This is a genomic window from Clavibacter lycopersici (assembly GCF_003576405.1).
GTDB lineage: Bacteria > Actinomycetota > Actinomycetes > Actinomycetales > Microbacteriaceae > Clavibacter > Clavibacter lycopersici.
Genome location: NZ_QWGT01000249.1, coordinates 1 through 3,969, shown reverse-complemented (window position 1 = coordinate 3,969; position 3,969 = coordinate 1). Strand labels below are relative to the sequence as shown.

At 75.1% G+C, this 3,969-nt stretch carries 5 protein-coding genes; 4 read left to right on the top strand and 1 reads right to left on the bottom strand.

Annotated elements, in window-relative coordinates; genetic code table 11:
- Nucleotides 1-296, bottom strand: a 296-nt coding sequence (locus DZG00_RS13225; protein ID WP_304650938.1) for an AlkA N-terminal domain-containing protein, incomplete at its 3' end; no start/stop codon positions are given.
- Between the two features lie 58 nt (nucleotides 297-354).
- Here DZG00_RS13225 and DZG00_RS13220 point away from each other — a divergent pair.
- The 4 genes from DZG00_RS13220 to DZG00_RS13205 form a co-directional block, all read left to right on the top strand.
- Nucleotides 355-1,773 (top strand): FAD-binding oxidoreductase, encoded by a 1,419-nt coding sequence (locus DZG00_RS13220; protein WP_119382092.1) that lies wholly within the window; start codon nucleotides 355-357, stop codon nucleotides 1,771-1,773.
- Between the two features lie 103 nt (nucleotides 1,774-1,876).
- Nucleotides 1,877-3,082, top strand: coding sequence for a PrsW family intramembrane metalloprotease (locus DZG00_RS13215; protein ID WP_119382091.1), 1,206 nt, complete (start codon nucleotides 1,877-1,879; stop codon nucleotides 3,080-3,082).
- 87 nt (nucleotides 3,083-3,169) lie between these two features.
- The gene (locus DZG00_RS13210; RefSeq protein WP_119382090.1) at nucleotides 3,170-3,448 is read left to right on the top strand and encodes a DUF3072 domain-containing protein; all 279 of its coding nucleotides are present in this window, start codon (nucleotides 3,170-3,172) and stop codon (nucleotides 3,446-3,448) included.
- Nucleotides 3,449-3,535: 87 nt separating this feature from the next.
- Nucleotides 3,536-3,969, top strand: a 434-nt coding sequence (locus DZG00_RS13205; RefSeq protein WP_147360005.1) for a recombinase family protein, incomplete at its 3' end; no start/stop codon positions are given.

The window sequence follows — 3,969 nt, the reverse complement described above, 5'->3', positions numbered from 1 at the left end:
AGGCGGCGCGTGCCGGCCAGGAGCTCGGCGGCGTCGGCGGCGTGCTCGACGCGCGTGGTCACCTCGATGCGCGCGTCCGCGTCGTCGCCGGGCTCGCGGTCGAGGAGCAGCACGGTCACGGTCCCCGCGCCGTGCGCGAGCCGCGCCGACTGCGTGAACGACGTGGCGTCGCCCTCCTCCGCGCCGGTGACCGCGTGCCAGGAGAGGAACCGGATCACGCCGCCGCCGTCGAACGGCGCGGGGACCTCGAGCAGCGTGCGGGCGACGTGCGCGGGCGCGGCACCGGGGGAGTCCATGCGCCCAGCCTGCCCGACGCCCCCGACCGCGGCGGGCGCGCGACCTAGGGTGGATCGCATGATCGACGACGTGGTCACCGCCCCCTCCGCCTCCGCCGGCGCCGTCCGCGCGGAGCTCGTCGCGGCCCTCGGCGACGTCGTCGCGACCGACCCGGCCTCCCTCGACGACGCGCGCTCCGACCGCTCCGGCTACCGCAGCCCGGCTGATCCGATCGCCGTCGTCCGCGCGACCGAGGTGGAGCACGTCGTCGCCACGCTCCGCATCGCGAGCGCCACCGGCACCCCGGTCGTCACGCGCGGTGCGGGCACTGGCCTCGCGGGCGGTGCCACCGCGACGGAGGGCGAGATCGTGCTGTCGGTGCGGGGCATGGACCGGATCCTGGAGGTCAGCGCGGCCGACGAGCTCGCGGTCGTCGAGCCCGGCGTCCTCAACGACGACCTCAACGCCGTGCTCGCGCCGCTCGGCCTCTGGTACTCGCCGGATCCCGCGAGCAAGGCCATCTCCACCATCGGCGGCAACATCGCCACCAACGCCGGTGGCCTGCTGTGCGCCAAGTACGGGGTCACCCGTGAGGCGGTCCTCGCGCTCACGGTCGTGCTCGCCGACGGCCGCGTGATCGACACCGGCCACCGCATCGTCAAGGGCGTCACGGGCTACGACCTCACGGCGCTCATGATCGGCTCCGAGGGCACGCTCGGCGTCATCGTGCGCGCGACCGTGCGCCTCCGGCCGCTGCCGACCGCGACGCCGTCGACCGTCGCCGCCTTCTTCCCCGACTCCACCTCGGCGGCGGCCGCGGCGTCCGCGATCACGGCCGCGCGCATCCGGCCCGCCGCGATGGAGCTCATCGACCAGGGCGCGCTCGTCGCCATCGACGCGTTCCTCGGCACCGAGCACGCCGCCCGCGGATCCGCCCACCTCCTCGTGCGCTGCGACGGCCCGGACGCCGTCGATGAGGCCGCGCGCGTGGTCGAGGTCGTCGGAGCCTGCGGCGGCACCGCCGACGTCACCGACGACGCCGACGAGGGGGAGCGCCTGCTCGCGATCCGCCGCGCGTTCCACCCGGCGCTCGCCGCCCGCGGCCGCGTGCTCATCGAGGACGTCGCCGTGCCGCGCTCGCGCCTGGCCGACATGCTCGCGCGGATCCGCGAGATCGAGCGCGAGACGGGCCTCGAGATACCGACCGTCGCGCACGCCGGCGACGGGAACCTGCATCCGAACTTCCTCCTCCCGGCGGACCCGACCACGCCCGACGGCGACGCGACCGGCATCCCCGAAGTCGTCTGGCGCGCAGCCGACCTCCTCTTCCGCGCCGCGGTCGACCTCGGTGGCACGCTCACGGGCGAGCACGGCGTCGGCCTCCTCAAGCGGCGCTGGCTCGCCGACGAGCTGGGCGACGACGTCATGGGGCTGGCCGCGGGGATCCGCCGCGTGTTCGACCCGCTCGGCATCCTGAACCCCGGCAAGGCGGCCTGATCAGACGGCGATCCGATACCGCGTCCCCGCGCGGATCCGACCCGGACGGCGGCCGATCCCGCCGGTAGGCTGGCGACGCCGATCCGCCGAAGAGAGGGCCGTCGTGACCGACCCGTCCACCCCCGTGAGCGTCCACCGCCCCTCGCCGGCCTCGCCGCCGCCGTCCATGGAGCTGCCGACCCCGCAGCCGCCCTCGCGCATCACCGCCTCGGCCGTGCTCGGCGTGGCGGGCGTCGCCGTGCTGCTGCTCGTCGGCCTCGTGGTCGCGGCCTACCTCGTGCTCAGCCTCGGGATCGAGGCGGTCGCGATCTGCGCGCTCCTCGCCCTCATCCCGCTCGCCGGCGTCCTCCTCGCCATCCGCTGGGTCGACCGGTGGGAGCCCGAGCCGCGGCTCGCGCTGCTCTTCGCGCTGCTGTGGGGCGCGGCCGCGTCGGTGGCCATCGCGCTCGCCTTCGACCTCGTCGCGCAGTACGCGCGCCTCGCGATCGGCGTGCCCACGCGGTACACGGAGTTCCTGCAGCTCGCCGTCCAGGCGCCCGTGGTGGAGGAGTCGGCGAAGGCGATCGGCCTGCTCCTCATCTTCTGGGTCGCGCGCCGCCACTTCGACGGGCCGGTGGACGGCGTCGTCTACGGCGCGACCATCGCGGCCGGCTTCGCCTTCACGGAGAACATCGTCTACTTCGGCGGCCCCCTCGTCTCGGGCACCACCGGCACGCTCGTCGGCACCTTCGTGCTGCGCGGACTCTTCTCGCCGTTCGCGCACGTGACCTTCACGATGATCACCGGCATCGCCATCGGCTACGGCGCGCGCCGCGGTCCCGGCGCGGCCCTCGGCTTCGGCGCGCTGGGGCTCGTCGGCGCCATCGTCCTGCACGCCCTCTGGAACACGGGCGTCACCATCACGGGCGACTTCCTCTCCTTCTACGTGCTCCTCCAGGTGCCGATCTTCGCCTTCCTCGTGACCGTGGTGATCCTGCTGCGCCGCTACGAGATCCACCTCACGCGCCGCCGCCTCCGCGAGTACGCGGCCGTCGGCTGGTTCACGCCCGCCGAGGTCGAGATGCTGAGCACCTGGCAGGGCCGTCGTCGCGCGCGGCTCTGGGCGCGCACCCGAGGAGGCGACGCGGGACGCGCGATGGGGGCGTTCACCCGCGACGCCACCCGGCTGGCGTTCGCGCGCCAGCGCATGCTCTCCGAGCGGCCGGCGGCGTCGGGGCGCTCGGAGGCCGGGCACCTCGACGACGAGCGGCGCCTGCTGCAGGCCGTCACCGGCCACCGCGAGGCGCTCCTGCGCGGCGGTCGGCGCTAGCCGCCCGGCGTCGTGGACGACGCCGGCACCCGTCCGGTGTCGCCGGTCGCGAGTAGCGTCGGAGGCACCACACGAGGAGGCACCACCATGAGCGATGCGAACCAGGACACCACAGGCGGCGACGACAAGGAGATGCTCGGCTCCTCCACCCCCACGCCGCCCCAGAGCGCCGAGAAGGACCCGAGCACGTGGGTCACGGGCGACGAGCCGATGACGGGCGCGCAGCGCAGCTACCTCGATTCGCTCGCCACGCAGGCCGGCGAGGAGATCCCCGCCGACCTGAACAAGGCGGAGGCGAGCGAGCAGATCGAGCGCCTGCAGGAGAAGAAGGACACGGCGTCGCCGCAGTCCGGCGACGCGAGCTGAGCCGCACGTGACGTGGACGGGCGGGCGCCTCACCGGCACCCGCCCGTCGTCGCGTGACGCGGGAGCGCACGCCATGAGGGGGGATGCATGACCACGCTCGTCGGGTACGTCCGCGTCGCGCGCTCCGAGGAGTCGTACCAGGACCAGGTCGACGCCCTCGACGCGGCCGGATGCGAGCGGATCTTCGTCGACGTCGCCGGCGGCCCCAAGGCCCCGCGCCCCGGCCTGCAGGACGCGCTCGACTACCTCCGCGAGAACGACGAGCTGCTCGTCGTCCGCCTCGACCGGCTGGGCCCGTCCGTCGCCGACGTGGTACGGATCCTCAACGGGCTCGAGGCGCGCGGCATCGCCTTCCGCGCCATCCGCGACGGGCTGGAGGCCGGCACCGAGACCGGCCGCGGGCTCTTCGCGGCCACGCTCGCGCTGGCGACGGTCGAGGCCGCCACCGAGGCCGAGCGACACCGCCGCCGTTCGGGCGAGCGGCCCGCGGCGGTCCCTGCGCCCGAGGCCGTCCCCGCGAC

Bases quoted from the DNA above. Each gene is read 5' to 3' on its own strand.
- DZG00_RS13220 (WP_119382092.1), top strand. From the start codon at position 355: ATGATCGACGACGTGGTCACCGCCCCCTCCGCCTCCGCCGGCGCCGTC.
- DZG00_RS13210 (WP_119382090.1), top strand. From the start codon at position 3,170: ATGAGCGATGCGAACCAGGACACCACAGGCGGCGACGACAAGGAGATG.